At 58.3% G+C, this 19,424-nt stretch carries 17 protein-coding genes and 1 tRNA gene; 17 read left to right on the top strand and 1 reads right to left on the bottom strand.

Annotation, left to right across the window (positions count from 1 at the left end; translation table 11 throughout):
- Window positions 1-143 precede the first annotated feature (143 nt).
- The 8 genes from grpE to ACQ4LH_RS18970 all read left to right on the top strand — a co-directional run bounded on the left by grpE (window position 144) and on the right by ACQ4LH_RS18970 (window position 10,365).
- A complete protein-coding gene (gene grpE, locus ACQ4LH_RS19005) occupies window positions 144-713 on the top strand; it encodes a nucleotide exchange factor GrpE (RefSeq protein WP_430698628.1) in 570 nt (189 codons plus the stop codon).
- A gap of 99 nt (window positions 714-812) precedes the next feature.
- On the top strand, window positions 813-2,729 hold the full coding sequence (gene dnaK / locus ACQ4LH_RS19000; protein WP_430698626.1) for a molecular chaperone DnaK: 1,917 nt from the start codon (window positions 813-815) through the stop codon (window positions 2,727-2,729).
- Window positions 2,730-2,855: 126 nt separating this feature from the next.
- Entirely contained in the window at window positions 2,856-3,983 is a 1,128-nt protein-coding gene (dnaJ, locus tag ACQ4LH_RS18995; protein WP_430698625.1) for a molecular chaperone DnaJ, read from the top strand.
- A 71-nt stretch (window positions 3,984-4,054) separates the two neighbouring features.
- A complete protein-coding gene (gene dapB / locus ACQ4LH_RS18990) occupies window positions 4,055-4,858 on the top strand; it encodes a 4-hydroxy-tetrahydrodipicolinate reductase (RefSeq protein ID WP_430698624.1) in 804 nt (267 codons plus the stop codon).
- A 209-nt stretch (window positions 4,859-5,067) separates the two neighbouring features.
- Entirely contained in the window at window positions 5,068-6,216 is a 1,149-nt protein-coding gene (gene carA, locus ACQ4LH_RS18985; protein ID WP_430698623.1) for a glutamine-hydrolyzing carbamoyl-phosphate synthase small subunit, read from the top strand.
- 36 nt (window positions 6,217-6,252) lie between these two features.
- Window positions 6,253-9,474 (top strand): carbamoyl-phosphate synthase large subunit, encoded by a 3,222-nt coding sequence (carB, locus tag ACQ4LH_RS18980; protein WP_430698622.1) that lies wholly within the window; start codon window positions 6,253-6,255, stop codon window positions 9,472-9,474.
- On the top strand, window positions 9,471-9,947 hold the full coding sequence (gene greA, locus ACQ4LH_RS18975) for a transcription elongation factor GreA (RefSeq protein ID WP_305594367.1): 477 nt from the start codon (window positions 9,471-9,473) through the stop codon (window positions 9,945-9,947). The genes carB and greA overlap by 4 nt, the downstream gene beginning before the upstream one ends.
- A complete protein-coding gene (locus ACQ4LH_RS18970) occupies window positions 9,919-10,365 on the top strand; it encodes a DUF4149 domain-containing protein (protein WP_430698621.1) in 447 nt (148 codons plus the stop codon). The genes greA and ACQ4LH_RS18970 overlap by 29 nt, the downstream gene beginning before the upstream one ends.
- 66 nt (window positions 10,366-10,431) lie before the next feature.
- Here the strand turns inward: ACQ4LH_RS18970 and yhbY are convergent, their stop codons facing one another.
- Complete coding sequence (yhbY, locus tag ACQ4LH_RS18965) at window positions 10,432-10,743, bottom strand: ribosome assembly RNA-binding protein YhbY (protein ID WP_305594371.1); 312 nt, start codon at window positions 10,741-10,743, stop codon at window positions 10,432-10,434.
- A 102-nt stretch (window positions 10,744-10,845) separates the two neighbouring features.
- On the opposite strand from yhbY, the gene rlmE reads away from it, so the two are divergent.
- The 9 genes from rlmE to nusA all read left to right on the top strand — a co-directional run bounded on the left by rlmE (window position 10,846) and on the right by nusA (window position 19,422).
- Entirely contained in the window at window positions 10,846-11,469 is a 624-nt protein-coding gene (gene rlmE, locus ACQ4LH_RS18960; RefSeq protein WP_430698620.1) for a 23S rRNA (uridine(2552)-2'-O)-methyltransferase RlmE, read from the top strand.
- A 181-nt stretch (window positions 11,470-11,650) separates the two neighbouring features.
- Window positions 11,651-13,567 carry an ATP-dependent zinc metalloprotease FtsH gene (gene ftsH / locus ACQ4LH_RS18955; protein ID WP_430698619.1) on the top strand — a complete coding sequence of 639 codons (1,917 nt, stop codon included), beginning with the start codon at window positions 11,651-11,653 and terminating at the stop codon, window positions 13,565-13,567.
- 8 nt (window positions 13,568-13,575) lie between these two features.
- Entirely contained in the window at window positions 13,576-14,427 is an 852-nt protein-coding gene (folP, locus tag ACQ4LH_RS18950; protein ID WP_430698618.1) for a dihydropteroate synthase, read from the top strand.
- Window positions 14,428-14,445: 18 nt separating this feature from the next.
- Entirely contained in the window at window positions 14,446-15,783 is a 1,338-nt protein-coding gene (gene glmM, locus ACQ4LH_RS18945) for a phosphoglucosamine mutase (RefSeq protein WP_430698617.1), read from the top strand.
- Window positions 15,784-15,848: 65 nt separating this feature from the next.
- Window positions 15,849-16,604 carry a triose-phosphate isomerase gene (gene tpiA, locus ACQ4LH_RS18940; protein WP_430698616.1) on the top strand — a complete coding sequence of 252 codons (756 nt, stop codon included), beginning with the start codon at window positions 15,849-15,851 and terminating at the stop codon, window positions 16,602-16,604.
- A gap of 4 nt (window positions 16,605-16,608) precedes the next feature.
- Window positions 16,609-16,992: a preprotein translocase subunit SecG gene (secG, locus tag ACQ4LH_RS18935; RefSeq protein ID WP_430698615.1), complete on the top strand. Its 384-nt coding sequence runs from the start codon at window positions 16,609-16,611 to the stop codon at window positions 16,990-16,992.
- Window positions 16,993-17,024: 32 nt separating this feature from the next.
- Window positions 17,025-17,110 (top strand) — tRNA-Leu (locus tag ACQ4LH_RS18930).
- Window positions 17,111-17,411: 301 nt separating this feature from the next.
- On the top strand, window positions 17,412-17,873 hold the full coding sequence (gene rimP / locus ACQ4LH_RS18925) for a ribosome maturation factor RimP (protein WP_305594381.1): 462 nt from the start codon (window positions 17,412-17,414) through the stop codon (window positions 17,871-17,873).
- Window positions 17,874-17,940: 67 nt separating this feature from the next.
- Entirely contained in the window at window positions 17,941-19,422 is a 1,482-nt protein-coding gene (gene nusA / locus ACQ4LH_RS18920; protein ID WP_430698614.1) for a transcription termination factor NusA, read from the top strand.
- Window positions 19,423-19,424: the final 2 nt, after the last annotated feature.

Genomic DNA, 19,424 nt, shown 5'->3' with positions numbered 1-19,424 from the left:
CAAGTTCATGTCTGGTTATTTATACAGTGTTTTTTTGTGGGCTGACAATCCGTCTGTTGTCCTTGAAACCACATTTTTTGACCCCATATAGCGGTCAGGTACGTGAGTTGAGGCTCGCGTCGGATTTATAAGAGGAGAGACGCATGGCTGACGAACAGACCCTGGATACGCAGAACCCCGATGTACAAACAGCTGCCGAAGCGGCTGCGGGTGATGACCTGGTTGCCCGCGTGCAAGCGCTGGAAGAGCAACTGGCCACTGCGCAGGATCAGTCGCTGCGCATGGCTGCCGATCTGCAGAACGTGCGCCGCCGCGCCGAGCAGGATGTAGAAAAGGCGCACAAATTCGCTCTAGAGAAATTCGCCAACGACTTGTTGCCGGTGGTGGATAGCCTGGAGCGCGGTCTTGAGCTGTCGAGTCCGGATGATGAGGCGATCAAGGCAGTACGTGAGGGCATGGAGCTGACGCTCAAGCTGTTAGGCGACACCCTCAAGCGTCACCAGTTGGAAGCGATTGACCCGCATGGCGCGCCGTTCAACGCCGAGCACCATCAGGCGATGGCGATGCAGGAAAGCACCAGCGTCGAGCCTAACAGCGTGCTCAAGGTGTTCCAGAAGGGCTACATGCTCAATGGTCGTCTGCTGCGCCCCGCCATGGTGGTGGTCAGTAAGGCACCGGTGGAAGCGCCGCCATCGATTGATGAGCAGGCTTGAAATTCGCCGAGCTGCCCCCATTAAACAGTCAAGCGTTTTAGTGCTACCGCCGCTGACAACGATCAGCGGCGGGATTATCAAAGTTTCGGGAGAGTGAATATGGGCAAAATTATTGGTATCGACCTGGGGACCACCAACTCGTGCGTCTCGGTTCTGGAAAACGGTGTCGCCAAAGTTATCGAAAACGCTGAAGGCGCGCGCACCACGCCGTCGATCGTGGCTTATGCCAACGATGGCGAAATCCTCGTTGGCCAGTCGGCCAAGCGTCAGGCAGTGACCAATCCGCATAACACCCTGTACGCGGTGAAGCGTCTGATCGGTCGTCGTTTTGACGAAGATGTCGTGCAGAAAGACATCCAGATGGTGCCATACAAGATTGTCAAAGCTGACAACAACGACGCCTGGGTTGAAGTGAACGGCCAGAAAATGGCGCCGCCACAAATCTCGGCTGAAATCCTCAAGAAGATGAAGAAGACCGCCGAAGACTACCTCGGCGAGCCAGTGACCGAAGCGGTAATCACCGTGCCGGCCTACTTCAACGACAGCCAGCGTCAGGCTACTAAAGATGCCGGCCGTATTGCCGGTCTGGATGTAAAACGCATCATCAACGAGCCTACCGCGGCTGCACTGGCGTACGGTATGGACAAGGCCAAGGGCGATCACACCGTGATCGTTTATGACCTGGGTGGCGGTACCTTCGACGTATCCGTGATCGAAATTGCTGAAGTTGACGGCGAGCACCAGTTTGAAGTGTTGGCCACCAACGGTGACACCTTCCTTGGCGGTGAAGACTTCGATATTCGTCTGATCGACTACCTCGTTGACGAATTCAAGAAAGAAAGCGGCATGAACCTCAAGGGTGACCCGCTGGCCATGCAGCGCCTGAAAGAAGCCGCTGAGAAAGCCAAGATCGAACTGTCCTCGAGCCAGTCGACCGACGTGAACCTGCCGTACATAACTGCAGACGCCACCGGTCCTAAGCACCTGAACGTGAAGATCTCCCGCGCCAAGCTGGAATCGCTGGTTGAAGACCTGGTGCAGCGCACCATCGAGCCGTGCCGTATCGCGTTGAAAGACGCCGGTATCGACATCGGTGCGATCAACGACGTGATCCTGGTCGGCGGTCAGACCCGCATGCCGCTGGTACAGAAGCTGGTGACCGATTTCTTCGGTAAAGAAGCGCGTAAAGACGTCAATCCGGACGAAGCTGTGGCCATGGGTGCTGCTATCCAGGGCGCGGTACTGTCGGGCGACGTCAAAGACGTGCTGCTGCTCGACGTGTCTCCGCTGACCCTGGGTATCGAAACCATGGGCGGTGTGATGACGGCACTGATCGAGAAAAACACCACGATTCCAACCAAAAAATCGCAAGTGTTCTCGACTGCCGACGACAACCAGGGCGCCGTGACCATTCACGTGCTGCAGGGCGAGCGCAAGCAAGCCAGCGGTAACAAGTCTTTGGGCAAATTCGACCTGGCCGAGATTCCGCCGGCTCCGCGTGGCGTACCGCAGATCGAAGTAACCTTCGATATCGACGCCAACGGCATCCTGCACGTTGGCGCGAAAGACAAGGCCACCGGCAAGACTCAGTCGATCGTGATCAAGGCCAACTCCGGTCTGTCTGAAGAAGAAATTCAGCAGATGGTCCGTGATGCCGAAGTCAACGCCGAGGAAGATCGCAAGTTCGAAGAGCTGGCGACCGCGCGTAACCAAGGCGATCAGCTGGTGCACGCCACCCGCAAGATGATCACCGAGGCCGGCGACAAGGCTACTGCTGACGAGAAGACTGCTATTGAAGCCGCATTGAGCGCGCTGGAAGTGGCGATCAAGGGCGACGACAAAGCTGAAATCGACGCCAAGATGACTGCGCTGTCCGAAGTGACCGCACCGCTTGCGCAGAAGATGTACGCCGAGCAGCCGCAGCCAGGCGCGCAAGCCCCGGGTGCTGAGCAAGCCAAGGACGCAGGCGACGACGTGGTCGACGCTGAGTTCGAAGAGGTCAAAGACAACAAATAAATAGGCGCAAGCTTATGCCGCTCTGGCCGGGCGTGACGCGAGTCGCGTTCGGCATGATCCGCCGCGCGGGAGCTTGCTCCCGCGTTGGCGTGTCTGGAGTAGACGATTTAAAGGTGTTGAAGACTTATGGCTAAACGCGATTTTTACGAGGTGCTCGGTGTCGAGCGCGGTGCCAGCGAAGCGGAGCTGAAAAAAGCCTACCGCCGTCTGGCCATGAAGTATCACCCGGACCGCAATCCTGACGATAAGGCCTCGGAAGAGAAGTTCAAGGAAGCCAACGAGGCTTACGAAGTGCTTTCCGATGCGGCCAAACGTTCGGCCTACGATCAGTACGGGCACGCTGGTGTCGACCCGCAGATGGGGGGCGGCGGTGGCGGCCCGGGTGGGGCGAACTTCTCCGACATCTTCGGCGATGTATTCAGTGATTTCTTCGGCGGCGGTGGGCGCGGCGGTCAGCGGGGCGGCGCACAGCGCGGCAGTGACTTGCGCTACACCCTGGAGCTGGACCTGGAAGAAGCGGTACGTGGCACTACGGTGACCATTCGCGTGCCGACGCTGGTCAATTGCAAACCTTGCGATGGCTCGGGCGCGAAGAAAGGCACCACGCCGGTGACCTGTACCACCTGTGGCGGTATTGGTCAGGTGCGCATGCAGCAAGGCTTCTTCTCGGTGCAGCAGACCTGCCCGCGCTGCCACGGCAGCGGCAAGATGATCACCGACCCTTGCGGCTCCTGCCACGGCCATGGCCGGGTGGAAGAGCACAAAACCCTGTCGGTGAAAGTGCCGGCTGGCGTCGATACCGGCGACCGCATTCGTCTGTCTGGCGAAGGCGAGGCGGGTGCCATGGGCGGCCCGGCGGGCGACCTGTACGTGGTGGTGAATGTGCGCGAGCACGCGATCTTCCAGCGCGACGGCAAGCACCTGTACTGCGAAGTGCCAATCAGCTTTGCTGATGCGGCTTTGGGCGGCGAGCTGGAAGTGCCGACCCTGGATGGTCGGGTCAAGCTGAAAATTCCGGAAGGTACGCAGACCGGCAAGATGTTCCGTCTGCGTGGCAAAGGCGTGGCCCCGGTGCGTGGCGGCGGTGCAGGCGATTTGATGTGCAAGGTGGCGGTGGAAACTCCGGTCAACCTGGACAAGCGTCAGCGCGAGCTGCTCGATGAGTTCCGCAAAACCCTGGAGGGCGACAGCTCGCATTCCCCGAAGGCCAATGGCTGGTTCGAAGGCGTTAAGCGCTTCTTTGGCGACCTGTAAATCCCGCTGACAGGCTGCGCGGTCGCTAAGCGGCTGCTGCAGCCGGTGGCGACAGCTTGGAGCTGATAGCTATGCAACGTATTGCTGTGATGGGCGCCGCCGGGCGCATGGGCAAGACCCTGATCGAGGCTGTGCAGCTGGTCGATGGCGCAAGCCTGTGCGCGGCGATTGATCGTGCCGACAGCAGCCTGGTTGGCGCGGACGTCGGTGAGCTGGTAGCGCAGGGCAAGATTGGCGTCAATCTGTCCGGTGATCTGACTGCGGTGCTTGATCAGTTCGATGTGCTGATCGACTTCACTCATCCATCGGTCACTCTGAAAAACCTGGAGATCTGCCGTCAGGCTGGTAAGTCCATGGTGATCGGCACCACCGGTTTTTCCCCGGAAGAAAAGCAGCTGCTGGCCGAGGCCGGCAAGCAGATTTCCATCGTGTTTGCCGCCAACTTCAGTGTCGGCGTCAATCTGTGTCTTAAGTTGCTCGACACTGCGGCGCGGGTTCTGGGCGATGACGTGGATATCGAAATCATCGAGGCGCACCACCGTCACAAGGTCGATGCGCCGTCCGGCACCGCCTTGCGTATGGGCGAGGTAGTGGCCAATGCCTTGGGGCGCGATCTGCAGAAAGTCGCGGTGTATGGCCGTGAAGGTCAGACCGGTACGCGCGAGCGCGAAACCATCGGCTTTGCCACTGTGCGCGCCGGTGATGTGGTGGGTGATCACACCGTGTTGTTTGCCGCCGATGGCGAGCGCGTGGAAATCACCCACAAGGCATCCAGCCGTATGACCTTCGCCAAAGGCGCAGTGCGTGCGGCGTTGTGGCTGCAAAAACGTCAGCCTGGTCTGTATGACATGCAGGATGTTCTGGGTCTCAACTGAGGCATTGTGTCGCAGGAAGGGCTTTTAGCTGGGTCATAGTCGCAACTGGCGGTGGACCAAAAAGGCACTTTCCTGTAAGCTTTCTGCTTTAGTGTGTCCACTAAAGTTGCGCAGAATGAATCAGATAAAAAAGCGGGGTGACGGTTGATACGTCATCCCGCTTTTTTACAATCTGCGTTTGCTTCACGTTTTGATTTCCGGAGGTTTTCTTGAGTAAGCCAGCCCTTAAACCTGCCATTTTGGCTCTTGCTGATGGCAGTATTTTTCGCGGCGAGGCCATCGGTGCCGATGGCCAAACTATTGGAGAGGTGGTTTTTAACACCGCCATGACCGGCTATCAGGAAATCCTTACCGATCCTTCCTATGCCCAGCAGATCGTCACCCTGACCTATCCGCACATCGGCAACACCGGCACCACGCCGGAAGACGCCGAGTCCAACCGCGTGTGGGCAGCTGGCCTGATTATCCGTGATCTGCCGCTGACCTCCAGTAACTGGCGCAACAAGCAGCCGCTGGATGAATACCTCAAGGAAAACGGCACCGTCGCCATCGCCGGTATTGATACCCGCCGCCTGACCCGCATCCTGCGTGAGAAAGGCTCGCAGAATGGCTGCATTCTGGTCGGCGATGACGCCACCGAAGAGAAGGCGCTGGAACTGGCGCGCAGCTTCCCCGGCCTTAAAGGCATGGACCTGGCCAAGGTGGTCAGCTGCACCGAGCGTTACGAATGGCGCTCCAGTGTGTGGAACCTGGAAAACGACAGCCACCCGGAAATCCCGGCCAGCGAGCTGCCGCACCACGTGGTTGCCTACGATTACGGCGTTAAGTGGAACATCCTGCGCATGCTGGTCGAGCGCGGTTGCCGCGTGACTGTGGTGCCGGCGCAGACTCCAGCTAGCGATGTGCTGGCGCTGAATCCCGATGGCGTGTTCCTGTCCAACGGCCCAGGCGATCCCGAGCCGTGCGATTACGCCATTGCCGCGATCAAGGACGTGCTGGAAACCGATATCCCGGTATTCGGCATCTGCCTTGGTCACCAGCTGCTGGCCCTGGCCTCCGGCGCCAAGACCCTGAAAATGGGCCACGGCCACCACGGTGCCAACCACCCAGTGCAGGACCTGAAAACTGGTGTGGTGATGATCACCAGCCAGAACCACGGTTTTGCCGTGGATGAAAGCAGCCTGCCAAGCAATGTGCGCGCCATCCACAAGTCGCTGTTCGACGGTTCCCTGCAGGGTATTGAGCGGACCGACAAGGACGCCTTCAGCTTCCAGGGTCACCCCGAAGCGAGCCCCGGCCCAGCCGATGTGGCGCCGCTGTTCGACCGTTTTATCGAAGCCATGGCCAAGCGCCGTTAAGCCAGCCGACTGACCCAAGGATTCGAGAGAGAGAACATGCCAAAGCGTACAGACATTAAAAGCATCCTGATCCTCGGCGCTGGCCCGATTGTTATCGGCCAGGCCTGCGAGTTCGACTATTCCGGTGCCCAGGCGTGTAAAGCGCTGAAAGAAGAGGGTTACCGCGTCATTCTGGTCAACTCCAACCCCGCCACCATCATGACCGACCCGGCCATGGCCGATGCTACCTACATCGAGCCGATCAAGTGGTCCACCGTGGCCAAGATCATCGAGAAGGAGCGCCCGGATGCGCTGCTGCCGACCATGGGTGGTCAGACTGCGCTGAACTGCGCACTGGACCTGGAAAAGCACGGCATCCTGGAAAAATTCGGCGTCGAGATGATCGGTGCCAACGCCGACACCATCGACAAGGCCGAAGACCGCTCGCGCTTCGACAAGGCGATGAAAGACATCGGCCTGGCCTGCCCGGTTTCTGGCATCGCGCACAACATGGAAGAAGCCTACGGCGTGCTGGAGAAGGTTGGCTTCCCCTGCATCATCCGTCCGTCCTTCACCATGGGTGGCACTGGCGGCGGTATTGCCTACAACCGTGAAGAGTTTGAAGAAATCTGCGCCCGCGGTATCGATCTGTCGCCAACCAGCGAACTGTTGATCGACGAATCGCTGATCGGCTGGAAAGAGTACGAGATGGAGGTGGTCCGCGATAAAAAGGACAACTGCATCATCGTCTGCGCCATCGAAAACTTCGACCCGATGGGCGTGCACACCGGCGACTCGATCACCGTGGCCCCGGCGCAAACCCTGACCGACAAGGAATACCAGATCCTGCGTAACGCCTCTCTGGCGGTACTGCGCGAGATCGGTGTGGAAACCGGCGGCTCCAACGTGCAGTTCGGCATCTGCCCGAACACTGGCCGTATGGTGGTGATCGAGATGAACCCGCGTGTGTCGCGTTCCTCGGCGCTGGCCTCCAAGGCCACCGGCTTCCCGATCGCCAAGATCGCCGCCAAGCTGGCGGTGGGTTACACCCTTGATGAGCTGTCCAACGACATCACCGGTGGTCGCACCCCGGCCTCGTTCGAGCCAGCCATTGACTACGTCGTAACCAAAATCCCGCGTTTTGCCTTCGAGAAGTTCCCGAAAGCTGATGCCCGCCTGACCACCCAGATGAAGTCCGTCGGTGAAGTCATGGCCATCGGCCGCACCTTCCAGGAATCCCTGCAGAAAGCCCTGCGCGGTCTGGAGGTGGGCGTTTCGGGTCTCGATCCGATGCTCGATCTGGCCGATCCTGAAGCCGAAAGCACCCTGCGTCGCGAACTGACCGTGCCAAGTGCTGACCGTATCTGGTACATCGGCGATGCCTTCCGTGCGGGCAAGACCGTCGCCGAAGTCTTCGCGCTGACCAATATCGATGAATGGTTCCTGGTGCAGATTGAAGACCTGATCAAGGACGAAGAGCGGATCAAGACGCTGGCACTGTCCAGCATTGATCGTGACTCGATGTACAAGCTCAAGCGTAAAGGCTTCTCCGATATTCGCCTGGCCAAGCTGCTGGGCGTGACTGAGAAGACCCTGCGTAGCCAGCGCCACAAGCTGAAAGTGCTGCCGGTGTACAAGCGCGTCGACACCTGCGCCGCCGAATTCGCCACCGATACCGCCTACATGTATTCGACCTACGAGGAAGAGTGCGAGGCCAATCCGTCGAGCCGCGACAAGATCATGATCCTCGGTGGCGGGCCGAACCGTATCGGCCAGGGTATCGAGTTCGACTACTGCTGCGTACACGCCGCGCTGGCCCTGCGTGAAGACGGTTACGAGACCATTATGGTCAACTGCAACCCGGAAACTGTCTCCACCGATTACGACACCTCCGACCGCCTGTACTTCGAGCCGGTAACCCTGGAAGACGTGCTGGAAATCGTCCGCGTCGAGCAGCCGAAAGGCGTGATCGTGCAGTACGGCGGCCAGACCCCGCTGAAAATCTGTCGCGCTCTGGAAGAAGCCGGCGTGCCGATCATCGGCACCAGCCCTGACGCCATCGACCGCGCCGAAGACCGCGAGCGCTTCCAGCAGATGGTTCAGCGCCTCGGTCTGCGTCAGCCGGCCAACGCCACCGCGCGTAGCGAAGATGAAGCCCTGGCTCACTCCAAGACCATCGGTTACCCGCTTGTAGTGCGTCCGTCCTATGTACTGGGCGGCCGGGCGATGGAAATCGTCTACCAGGAAGACGAGCTCAAGCGTTATATGCGCGAAGCGGTAAAAGTCTCCAACGACAGCCCGGTGCTGCTCGACCACTTCCTCAACTGCGCCATTGAAGTGGATGTGGATGCGGTGTGCGACGGTGAAACCGTGGTGATTGGCGCGATCATGCAGCACATCGAACAGGCTGGCGTGCACTCTGGTGACTCCGCTTGCTCGCTGCCGCCTTACTCGCTGCCGATGCACATCCAGGATGAGATTCGTGACCAGGTCAAGAAAATGGCCCTGGAGCTGAATGTGGTTGGCCTGATGAACGTGCAGATGGCCGTTCAGGGCGAGGACATCTTCGTAATCGAAGTGAACCCGCGTGCTTCGCGTACCGTACCGTTTGTCTCCAAGTGCGTCGGTGTCTCGCTGGCCAAGGTGGCAGCGCGCGTCATGGCAGGCAAGTCGCTGGCTGAGGCTGGTTACACCAAGGAAATTATCCCGCCGTACTTCAGCGTTAAGGAAGCGGTGTTCCCGTTCGCCAAGTTCCCAGGCGTCGACCCGATCCTCGGCCCAGAAATGAAGTCCACCGGTGAAGTGATGGGCGTCGGCGATACCTTCGGCGAGGCCTTTGCCAAGGCGCAGTCGGGTGCCAGCGAGATTCTGCCAAACGCCGGCGTTGCCTTTATCAGTGTGCGTGATGACGACAAACCGTTGGTAGAAGGCGTTGCCCGCGACCTGATCGGCCTGGGTTTTGAAGTGGTGGCAACTGCCGGTACTGCCAAGCTGATCGAGGCCGCGGGCTTGCCAGTGCGTCGCGTGAACAAGGTGACCGAAGGCCGTCCACACGTGGTCGATATGATCAAGAATGACGAAGTCACTTTGATCATCAACACCACCGAGGGTCGCCAGTCCATCGCCGACTCCTACTCCATTCGTCGTAACGCTCTGCAGCACAAGATCTACTGCACCACCACCATTGCGGCGGGTCAGGCGATCTGTGAGGCGCTGAAGTTCGGTCCCGAGAAGACCGTGCGCCGGCTGCAGGATCTGCATGCAGGAATCAAGGCATGACCAAATACCCCATGACCGTCCAGGGCGCGCGCGCCCTGGAGGAAGAGCACGCTCATCTGACCAAGGTGGTACGCCCCAAGCTCAGTCAGGATATCGGCACCGCGCGCGAGCTCGGTGACCTCAAGGAAAACGCTGAATACCATGCTGCGCGCGAGCAGCAGGGCATGGTTGAGGCGCGTATCCGCGATATCGAAGGTCGTCTGCAGAATGCGGTGATCATCGATGTCACCAGTATCGAACACACCGGCAAGGTGATTTTCGGCACGACCGTCGAGATCGCCAACTGCGAAACCGATGAAAGCGTGGTTTACCAGATCGTTGGTGAGGACGAGGCGGACATCCGGCAGCGCAAGATCTCCGTCGGTTCACCTATCGCCCGTGCCCTGATCGGCAAGAACGAAGGTGACGTGGTGGTGGTGCAGACCCCGAGCGGTGCGCTTGAGTATGAGATCGTCGAGGTTCGCCATCTCTAAGCCGGGTACGCGTGATGCCGGCGCAATCAGCTGGCTGCTGGCTCAGACGCTCTGGGTTGGCGGCCTCTGGTTGTTGCATTTTCTGCTGATACCGGCGATTGCCAAGATCGGCCTGGCCTCATTGCTGGTCGAAGAAATCGGCAATACCCTGCGGCCATTACTGGTTGGTCTGGCGGCGGTTTGCGCCGGCCTGCAGGTGCTGGTGCTAATTCGTGCCGAGCGCCTGGCAAGCCTGTGGCGTGATACCCGTGGGCAATTGCTATTGGTCGTGGTGGCGATGGCGGGCAGTTACTTTGCTGTGCGCCAACTGCTGCCAGAAGCTGAACTGTGGCTGATGTTCAGTTACTTGGTCATGGCCTTTTGCGGCCTGTTGCTGGTGTTGCAGCCGCTGCCGCAAAAGCTCAGGCACAAGCTCTAAGCAGTAAGATTGGGCAGGGTAGGTGGGTTGCAAAGGCGCTGAGCGCGCCTTGCAACGGCTGATAGATCAGCCGTGATGACGGTGAACGTTGGACAGGTTCTTGTTCACTTTCGGGTTCTTGCGGTAGATCAGCGCCATTTTGCCAATCACCTGAACCAGGTCGGCTTTGCTGGCTTTGCACAGTTCGTTGATGGCCGTCAGGCGGTCTTCACGCTCGGTGATGCGTATTTGCACTTTAATCAGTTCATGATCGCCCAGTGCGCGTTCCAGTTCTGTCAGCACACCTTCGGTCAGACCGTTGTCAGCCACAATCAATACAGGCTTCAAATGGTGACCGATAGATTTGAATTGTTTCTTCTGCTCTTGAGTGAGCGGCATAATCTGATTCCTGCATTTAATCTGGTAAAAAACGGCGGTTAGTTTACCCGAGCGCCTTCGGGGCCGCCCAGATATTCATGCGTTGCACATTCGAGGTATTGCGTGGCCCGTTCCAAGACCAGTCAAGGTTGGCTGAAAGAGCATTTCAACGACCCCTACGTCAAAATGGCGCAGAAGGATGGCTATCGCTCGCGCGCCAGCTACAAGTTGCTGGAGATTCAGGAGAAGGATCGCATCCTCAGGCCTGGTATCACTGTAGTTGATCTGGGGGCCGCGCCTGGCGGCTGGTCGCAGGTCACCAGTCGGGTGATCGGTGACAAGGGGCGTTTGATCGCGTCAGATATTCTCGAGATGGACAGTATCCCTGATGTCACCTTTATCCAGGGCGACTTTACCGACGATGCGGTGTTCGCGCAGATTCTCGAAGCCATCGGCGAACACCCGGTAGACCTTGTGATTTCCGATATGGCCCCCAATATGAGTGGGGTAAGGGAATCTGATCAGCCGCGCGCGATGTATCTGTGCGAGCTGGCGCTGGATTTGTCGACCCGAGTGTTGCGTCCGGGTGGTGATTTTCTGATCAAGATCTTCCAGGGTGAAGGTTTCGATCTGTACCACAAGCAGGTGCGTCAGCTGTTCGACAAGGTGCAGATGCGCAAGCCGCTGTCCTCGCGTGACCGCTCCCGTGAGCAATATATGTTGGCGCGGGGCTTTCGCGGCATCTGATGGCTTCAGGATTTACGGCGAATTGTGGTGAGGCTTTGCGGTCTCACAACAAATAAAGGGTTACAGACGGCGTCTGCCAGGTGTGGGCGTTGTGTAGTAAGTTAGATCGGTACATAACTGGTCGTCATGCGAAGCGCGCTTCGACACGGGGCCTGCTTCAGAGGGTAGCTAATTGAACGACATGGCAAAGAATCTGGTCCTGTGGCTGATCATCGCCGCCGTCTTGGTGACGGTGATGAACAATTTTTCCAGCCCCACTGAGTCGAACAAACTCAATTACTCGCAGTTTATCCAGCAGGTTCAGGATGGCGGCGTTAAGCGGGTGACGGTGGATGGTTTCATCATCAGCGGTACGCGTACCGATGGTTCATCGTTCGAGACCGTGCGTCCGGCGATTCAGGACAATGGCCTGATCAAGGACCTGATGGACAACAACGTCGAGATCGTCGGCAAGCAGCCTGAGCAGCAGAGCATCTGGACTCAGCTGCTGGTCGCCAGCTTCCCGATTCTGGTGATCATCGCCGTGTTCATGTTCTTTATGCGCCAGATGCAAGGTGGCGCGGGGGGTAAAGGCGGGCCGATGAGCTTCGGCAAGTCCAAGGCGCGCCTGCTCTCGGAAGATCAGGTCAAGACTACCTTCGCTGACGTTGCCGGTTGCGACGAGGCCAAGGAAGAAGTCAGCGAGCTGGTTGAGTTCCTGCGTGATCCGGGCAAATTCCAGCGTCTAGGCGGGCGTATCCCGCGCGGCGTGCTGATGGTTGGCTCGCCAGGTACCGGTAAGACTCTGCTGGCCAAAGCGGTTGCCGGTGAAGCCAAGGTGCCGTTCTTCACCATTTCTGGTTCGGACTTCGTGGAAATGTTCGTCGGTGTCGGTGCATCCCGTGTGCGCGACATGTTTGAGCAAGCCAAGAAGCACGCGCCGTGCATCATCTTTATTGACGAAATCGACGCCGTGGGTCGCCATCGTGGCGCCGGTATGGGTGGTGGTCACGACGAGCGTGAGCAGACCCTCAACCAGTTGCTGGTGGAGATGGACGGCTTCGAAATGAATGACGGCATCATCGTCATTGCCGCTACCAACCGTCCTGACGTGCTCGACCCTGCTTTGTTGCGTCCGGGTCGTTTCGACCGTCAGGTCGTGGTTGGCCTGCCGGATATCCGTGGCCGCGAACAGATTCTTAAAGTGCATATGCGCAAAGTGCCAATGGGCGAAGACGTTGCCCCGGCAGTGATTGCGCGTGGTACACCGGGCTTCTCCGGTGCCGACCTGGCCAACCTGGTCAACGAGGCATCGCTGTTCGCTGCCCGTGCCGGTAAGCGTGTGGTCGAGATGAAAGAGTTCGAGCTGGCCAAAGACAAGATCATGATGGGCGCCGAGCGCAAGACCATGGTCATGTCGGACAAGGAAAAGCTCAACACCGCATTCCACGAAGCCGGCCACGCGATTGTCGGGCGCCTTGTGCCTGAGCATGATCCGGTCTACAAGGTGTCGATCATTCCGCGCGGTCGTGCTTTGGGCGTGACCATGTTCCTGCCTGAGGAAGATCGTTACAGCCTGAGCAAGCGTGCACTGACCAGTCAGATCTGCTCGCTGTTCGGTGGCCGTATCGCCGAAGAAATGACTCTGGGCTTCGATGGCGTCACCACTGGTGCGTCCAACGACATCATGCGTGCCACCCAATTGGCCAAGAACATGGTCACCAAGTGGGGTTTGTCGGAAAAACTCGGCCCGCTGATGTATGCGGAAGAAGAGGGTGAAGTATTCCTTGGTCGTAGCATGGGTAGTAATCAGAGCAACGTCTCTGCCGACACCGCGAAGATGATTGACCAAGAAGTGCGCAGCATCATTGATGAGTGCTACGGCACCGCCAAGCGCCTGCTGCAGGAAAATCGCGACAAGCTCGATGCGATGGCTGAAGCGTTGATGAAGTACGAAACCATTGATGCCGAGCAGATCGAAGACATCATGAATGGTCTCGCGCCGCGCGAGCCGAAAGGCTGGCAGGGCGGTGACGACAACAACGGTACGCCGACTGCGCCAGTTGAAGTCGCTGAGTCCACAGAGAAGCCAATTGGTGGCCCAGCCGCAGAGCTCTAAGGTTTTCCATGTCTGTTGCGCCAACCTTCGACCGGCTGCCCTGTGGCAGCCGGTTTCTTGATTTAAGCCGTCCGCAAGTGATGGGCATCCTCAACGTCACTCCCGACTCCTTCTCCGATGGTGGGCGCTACGGTCAGCGTGATGCGGCCTTGCGCCATGCCGAGGCGATGCTGCAGGCGGGGGCGACACTGATTGATGTCGGTGGTGAGTCGACGCGCCCTGGCGCTCGCGCTGTCTCTCCGGTTGAAGAGTTGGAGCGGGTTGCGCCGGTCGTCGAGGCTATTGCGCGCGAACTGGATGTGATTATTTCGGTGGACACCTCAACGCCTGCAGTCATCCGCGAAACAGCGCGGTTGGGCGCGGGCTTGATCAATGACGTGCGTTCATTGCAGCGTGATGGTGCGCTGGATGCGGCGGCGGATAGCGGTTTACCGGTGTGCCTGATGCATATGCGCGGCGAACCCACCACCATGCAGCAGAATCCTCAGTACCCTGATGTAGTGGCGGAAGTGCGCGAGTTTCTGCTTGAGCGGCTGGCCGCCTGTGCGGCAGCTGGGATTGGTGCTGAGCGAGTCATTCTTGATCCGGGTTTTGGTTTTGCGAAAACCCTGGAGCACAATCTTTCGCTGTTCAAACACCTGCAGGCGTTGCATGCGCTGGGTCGGCCTCTGCTGGTCGGGGTGTCGCGCAAGAGTATGATCGGCAAGGTGCTAGGGCATGAAGTGGGCGAGCGGCTATGCGGCAGCCTGGCTTTGGCTGCGTTGGCGCTGAGCAAAGGCGCGCGCATTCTGCGAGTGCACGATGTGGCGCAAACGGTTGATGTGGTACGGATGATCGCCGCGGTTGAAGCGGCCGAATAAGTTAGAAGGAATTGTGGGATGGGTAGAAAATATTTTGGTACTGACGGTATTCGTGGGCGTGTCGGTGACTTCCCTATTACCCCGGAGTTCATGCTCAAGCTCGGCTGGGCGGCCGGGATGGCGTTTCGCAAACAGGGCAAGTGCCGCATTCTGATCGGCAAGGACACGCGCATCTCCGGCTATATGTTCGAGTCTGCTCTGGAGGCTGGCCTGTCCGCCGCCGGCGCAGATGTAATGTTGCTCGGCCCAATGCCGACGCCGGCAATCGCCTACCTGACCCGTACCTTCCATGCTGAAGCTGGCATCGTTATCAGTGCCTCGCACAATCCCCACCACGACAACGGCATCAAGTTCTTCTCCGGGCAGGGCACCAAGCTGCCGGACGAGATCGAGCTGATGATCGAAGAGTTGCTTGATCAACCGATGACCGTGGTCGAGTCAGAGCAACTGGGCAAGGTCTCGCGAATCAACGATGCCGCCGGGCGCTATATCGAATTCTGCAAGAGCAGTGTGCCGAGCAGTACCGACTTTGCCGGGCTGAAGATCGTTGTCGATTGCGCTCATGGCGCGGCGTACAAGGTGGCACCAAGCGTATTTCGCGAGTTGGGCGCGCAGGTCACGGTGCTTTCGGCGCAGCCCAATGGCTTGAATATTAATGACAACTGCGGTTCGACCCACGTCGAAGCGCTGCAGGCTGAAGTGCTGGCGCAGCAGGCTGATCTGGGTATCGCCTTCGATGGCGATGCGGATCGGGTGTTGATGGTCGATCACTCCGGTGCGGTGGTTGATGGTGATGAGTTGCTGTTTATCATTGCTCGCGATCTGCTGGAGCGCGGCAAGCTACAAGGTGGCGTCGTCGGTACACTGATGAGCAACCTCGGGTTGGAGCTGGCTCTGGCTGATCTCGGTATTCCGTTTGTGCGTGCCAAGGTCGGTGACCGTTACGTGATTGCCGAGTTGCTGTCGCGCAACTGGCAGTTGGGTGGTGAGAATTCAGGGCACCTAGTGTGCTTCCAGCACACCACGACGGGTGATGCAATTATCGCCGCGCTGCAGGTGCTGATGGCGCTCAAGCGTCGTCAGCAGACCCTGGGCGAGGCGCGTCTGGGTATGCAGAAGTGCCCGCAGGTGTTGGTGAACGTACGCTTTGCTGGCGGCGTGGATCCGTTGGAACATCCGGCTGTACAGCAGGCCAGTGCGCGGGTAACCGAGCAAATGGCCGGCCGTGGGCGGGTGCTGCTGCGCAAATCCGGCACCGAGCCGTTGGTGCGGGTTATGGTTGAAGGTGATGACGAAGGCCAGGTGCGCGGCTATGCCGATGAATTGGCTAAAGTTGTTGCGGATGTATGTGCTTGATTCGGCTTGCCAGTCGGGTAGCTGTTGGGTAACATCTGCGCCCTCTTTGACCGACGAGGTAAAGCATGCGTCGCCCAATGGTTGCTGGTAACTGGAAAATGCACGGTACCCGCGCCAGCGTCGCAGAGCTGATCAACGGTCTCAATCAGCAGGTGTTGCCTGTTGATGTAGATGTAGCGGTTTTTCCGTCTTGTTTGCATCTTTGCCAGGTGGTTGATGGTCTGGCAGGCAAGGCTGTTGCGGTAGGCGCGCAAGATTGCGCTACCGAAGCGCAGCAAGGTGCTTTGACGGGTGAAGTGGCGGCAAGTCAGTTGTATGACGCGCGCTGTTCGCTGGTGTTGGTTGGTCACTCCGAGCGTAGGTCGCTGCTGGGTGAAAGTGATGAAGTTGTGACGCGAAAGTTTGCTGCGGCGCAGTCTTCGGGCTTGCTTCCAGTGCTGTGTGTTGGTGAGACCCTGGCTCAGCGTGAGGCGGGGCAGACACTTGAAGTGGTTGCGGCGCAGTTGTCTGCGGTGACTGATGCCTTGGGTGTGGAGGTGTTTGCCGATGCAGTCATCGCTTATGAGCCGGTTTGGGCTATTGGTAGCGGTTTGACTGCGTCACCTGTGCAGGCGCAGGAAGTGCATGCGGCGATTCGTGCGCAGTTGGCGGCGAAAAGTCCTGAGTTGGCTGGCAAGGTAAGAATTCTTTATGGTGGCAGCGTCAAGGCCGCCAGTGCTGCCGAGTTGTTCGGTATGCCGGATATCGATGGGGGGCTTGTAGGTGGAGCCTCTCTGAATGCGGGTGAGTTCGGTGCGATCTGTCGCGCCGCAGGAAGCTAAAGAAATGCTGGAAACAGTTATCGTTGTTCTTCATCTGCTGGGCGCCATCGGTGTGGTTGCGCTGGTTTTGTTGCAGCAGGGTAAAGGCGCGGATGCAGGTGCCTCGTTTGGTGGTGGCGCTTCTTCTACCGTATTCGGTAGTCAAGGAAGTACTACCTTTCTGAGTCGAGTTACTGCTATACTCGCCACCGCTTTTTTCATGACTAGCTTGGGTTTAGCGTTCTTTGCTAAAGACAAAGCTGATGGTATGGCTCAGGTCGGTTTGCCTGATCCAGCAGTCTTGGAAGTACAACAGGCTGCCCCAGCTGTTGAAGATGTACCTGTTCTTGATGCAGCTAAGCCGGCTATCGAAGCGGCGGACGTACCTCAGGCTCCAGAGCAGCAGTAACACGCAGTAAGTTGTACGCAACAAACGATTTTGCCGAGGTGGTGGAATTGGTAGACACGCTACCTTGAGGTGGTAGTGGCCATAGGCTGTAGGGGTTCGAGTCCCCTTCTCGGTACCAATTTTCAAGAAGGCCCGCTCGATGCGGGTCTTTTTGTTGCTGGAGCGTCGATTGACCCTGGTTAAGGTTCAGTCGTATAATCCGGCCCCAGCTTTGATGTGGGATTGAGCAGTAAGGTCGCTCCTCGGATGTTGAGTCCGAAGTTGGCTGGGTTAAGCCAGCCCCCGCATTGAGTTGCAGAGGAGCCCCTTTTAAGGGGCTTTTTGCTAGCTGGGCGACAGCTTTGCCGGCCTTTAGAGGGCGGTTTGATGATGGGCGATTCGCCCATTTTTTATTTTTACAGCATGCGCGAGGGGTTCAGGTGTCGAGCAAGCTAGAACAGTTGCAGGCCTTGGTGGCCCCGGTAGTCGAGGCTCTTGGCTACCAATGTTGGGGTGTCGAGTTCCTGTCACAAGGGCGGCATTCTCTGCTGCGAATTTATATTGATAAACAGCCTGACGGCGTGTTGATCGAAGACTGTGAAATTGTCAGTCGGCAGATCAGCGGTGTTCTCGATGTCGAGGACCCGATCAGCGCTGAGTACACCCTCGAGGTGTCCTCGCCAGGTATGGATCGGCCGCTGTTCACCATTGAACAGTTCGCCAGCCATGCCGGTGAGCAAGTAAAGATCAAGCTGCGTTCGCCTTTTGAAGGTCGACGCAACTTCCAGGGCCTTCTGCGCGGTGTGGAAGAGCAGGACGTGGTAGTGCAGGTGGATGACCATGAATTCCTGTTGCCGATCGACATGATCGACAAGGCCAACATTATCCCCAGGTTTGATTGAGACGCGGATCCCCCGCAAGTGGCGCGGATAGCGCGGATCCAATGGATTGCGAAAGGCGAGGCGTACGATGAGCAAAGAAGTACTGCTGGTTGTTGAGTCGGTATCCAACGAAAAGGGCGTACCGGCTAGCGTAATTTTTGAGGCGTTGGAGCTGGCTTTGGCCACTGCTACCAAGAAGCGTTTTGAAGATGAAGTCGAGTTGCGTGTGGCGATCAATCGTCAGACCGGCAACTACGAAACATTCCGCTGCTGGACAGTGGTCGAAGAAGCTGACTTTGATGATCCTGCACACCAGGTCACCACTGACATGCCGCGTGCAGTTGAAGCCAATGCAAAAGTTGGTGAAGTGCTGGAAGAAAAGATCGACTCCATCGAGTTCGGTCGTATTGCCGCGCAAACTGCCAAGCAAGTGATTGTGCAGAAAGTCCGCGAAGCTGAGCGTGCTCAGGTGGTCGAGGCTTATCGCGAGCGTCTGGGTGAAATCATCTCCGGCACCGTGAAGAAAGTTACCCGTGACAGCGTGATCGTTGATCTGGGTAACAACGCAGAAGCCATGCTGGCTCGCGAAGACATCATCTCTCGCGAAACTTTCCGTGTTGGTGTGCGCCTGCGTGCCCTGCTCAAGGAAATTCGCACCGAGAACCGCGGCCCGCAGCTGATCCTCTCGCGCACCGCGCCGGAAATGCTGATCGAGCTGTTTCGCATCGAAGTGCCGGAAATCGCTGAAGAGCTGATTGAGGTTATGGGTGCGTCCCGTGATCCAGGTTCGCGCGCCAAGCTGGCCGTGCGCTCCAAAGACAAACGCATCGACCCGCAGGGTGCCTGTATCGGTATGCGCGGTTCGCGCGTGCAGGCGGTCTCCGGTGAGTTGGCGGGTGAGCGTGTGGATATCGTGCTGTGGGATGACAATCCTGCCCAGTTCGTAATCAACGCCATGTCGCCTGCTGAAGTGGCCGCCATTATTGTCGACGAAGATGCCCACGCCATGGACATCGCCGTTGGCGCAGACAACCTTGCTCAGGCCATTGGCCGCGGCGGTCAGAACGTGCGTTTGGCCAGTCAGTTGACTGGTTGGACCCTGAACGTGATGACCGAGGCGGACATTCAGGCCAAGCAGCAAGCGGAAACAGGCGACATCCTGCAGAACTTTATCGACGAGCTGGAAGTCGACGAAGAACTGGCCCAGGTGTTGGTCGAAGAAGGCTTCACCAGCCTTGAAGAAATTGCCTACGTACCGATGGAAGAAATGCTCAGCATTGATGGCTTTGACGAGGATATCGTCAGCGAGCTCCGCGCCCGTGCCAAAGATCGCCTGCTGACTAAAGCCATCGCCAATGAGGAAAAGCTGGCAGATGCCCACCCAGCCGAAGACTTGCTCTCGCTTGAGGGGATGGATAAGGCGCTTGCGCATGAACTGGCAGTGCGCGGCGTTGTTAACCGCGAAGACCTGGCCGAGCAGTCTATTGATGACCTGCTCGACATCGACGGTATCGACGCTGAGCGAGCCGGCAAGTTGATCATGGCCGCCCGAGCCCATTGGTTCGAGTAAGC

It is taken from the genome of Pseudomonas peli, from assembly GCF_050563605.1.
In the GTDB taxonomy this organism is placed as follows: domain Bacteria; phylum Pseudomonadota; class Gammaproteobacteria; order Pseudomonadales; family Pseudomonadaceae; genus Aquipseudomonas; species Aquipseudomonas peli_A.
This window is presented reverse-complemented; position numbering and strand designations above follow the sequence as displayed.

Coding starts and splice junctions, on each gene's coding strand:
- glmM (WP_430698617.1), top strand. CDS start 14,446: ATGGGTAGAAAATATTTTGGTACTGACGGTATTCGTGGGCGTGTCGGT.
- dapB (WP_430698624.1), top strand. CDS start 4,055: ATGCAACGTATTGCTGTGATGGGCGCCGCCGGGCGCATGGGCAAGACC.
- tpiA (WP_430698616.1), top strand. CDS start 15,849: ATGCGTCGCCCAATGGTTGCTGGTAACTGGAAAATGCACGGTACCCGC.
- dnaJ (WP_430698625.1), top strand. CDS start 2,856: ATGGCTAAACGCGATTTTTACGAGGTGCTCGGTGTCGAGCGCGGTGCC.
- carB (WP_430698622.1), top strand. CDS start 6,253: ATGCCAAAGCGTACAGACATTAAAAGCATCCTGATCCTCGGCGCTGGC.
- ACQ4LH_RS18970 (WP_430698621.1), top strand. CDS start 9,919: ATGAGATCGTCGAGGTTCGCCATCTCTAAGCCGGGTACGCGTGATGCC.
- secG (WP_430698615.1), top strand. CDS start 16,609: ATGCTGGAAACAGTTATCGTTGTTCTTCATCTGCTGGGCGCCATCGGT.
- yhbY (WP_305594371.1), bottom strand. CDS start 10,743: ATGCCGCTCACTCAAGAGCAGAAGAAACAATTCAAATCTATCGGTCAC.
- greA (WP_305594367.1), top strand. CDS start 9,471: ATGACCAAATACCCCATGACCGTCCAGGGCGCGCGCGCCCTGGAGGAA.
- dnaK (WP_430698626.1), top strand. CDS start 813: ATGGGCAAAATTATTGGTATCGACCTGGGGACCACCAACTCGTGCGTC.
- folP (WP_430698618.1), top strand. CDS start 13,576: ATGTCTGTTGCGCCAACCTTCGACCGGCTGCCCTGTGGCAGCCGGTTT.
- ftsH (WP_430698619.1), top strand. CDS start 11,651: ATGGCAAAGAATCTGGTCCTGTGGCTGATCATCGCCGCCGTCTTGGTG.
- grpE (WP_430698628.1), top strand. CDS start 144: ATGGCTGACGAACAGACCCTGGATACGCAGAACCCCGATGTACAAACA.
- nusA (WP_430698614.1), top strand. CDS start 17,941: ATGAGCAAAGAAGTACTGCTGGTTGTTGAGTCGGTATCCAACGAAAAG.